This is a genomic window from Psychrobacter sp. 1U2 (assembly GCF_051847575.1).
Genome location: NZ_JBPYDC010000603.1, coordinates 1 through 946, shown reverse-complemented (window position 1 = coordinate 946; position 946 = coordinate 1). Strand labels below are relative to the sequence as shown.

Below are 946 nucleotides of genomic sequence, written 5' to 3'. Positions count from 1 at the left end.
GGACAAGAACGTTTGGGCGCTGCCAGACAATCAAAGCCAGCGTCAAGCGCGCACGCTCCCCGCCAGAGAAAAGCTTACTTGGGGTGTCAATACGATCCCCGCGAAAGTCGAAGCTACCAAGGAACGAGCGCAGCTCAGCGTCAGAGGTTTTGCCTGCTAGGCGACGCAGCATTTGTAGAGGGGTGGCCGCTGCATCCAATGCATCCATCTGATGCTGGTTAAAATAGCCAAGCTTTAGGGTATCAGACACACGGTAAGTACCTGACAAAATCTTTAGCTCACCGACCAAGGCCTTAATTAGCGTTGATTTACCCGCACCATTCATACCGAGCAGGCCCAGACGGGTATCAGGTGTTACTTGTACGCTTGCGTTATACAAAAGCGGCGTATCGCTATAGCCAATATCAGCCTGCGTCATCTCAATCAGCGGTGAGCTCATATTGGCAGGCTCATAAAAACGGAACGAGAATGGGTTGTCCGCCATCATTGGTGATAGCTCTGCCATACGCTCAAGCTGCTTGATACGGCTCTGTGCTTGCTTGGCCTTACTGGCTTTGGCACGAAAGCGGCGAATAAAGTCATCTAAATGGGCTTTGGTTGCTTGCTGTTTTTCAAACGCTTGCTGCTGCTGCGCCATGCGCTCATGACGGGTACGAATAAACTGCTGATAGTTCCCTGTATAAAGGGTGATTTTTTGTTGTTCAACATGTAGAATATGACCGACGGTCGCATCTAAAAATGCTTGATCATGTGAGATGACAATAACTAGGCCAGTAAAGGCATTGATCCAAGTTTCAAGCCATAAAATAGCATCCAAGTCCAAATGGTTGGTCGGCTCATCGAGTAGCATCAAGTCCGCACGGCTCATCAAAGTTTTGGCAAGATTTAAGCGCATACGCCACCCACCTGAGAACCCTTCTACTGGCAGCTCATGCTGGCTTGTCTT

1 protein-coding gene is annotated in these 946 nt (G+C 49.5%); it reads right to left on the bottom strand.

What is annotated here, in order from left to right; all coding sequences use genetic code 11:
- Window positions 1–946, bottom strand: a 946-nt coding sequence (locus tag ACS8FD_RS17565; RefSeq protein ID WP_439276794.1) for an ABC-F family ATP-binding cassette domain-containing protein, incomplete at both ends; no start/stop codon positions are given.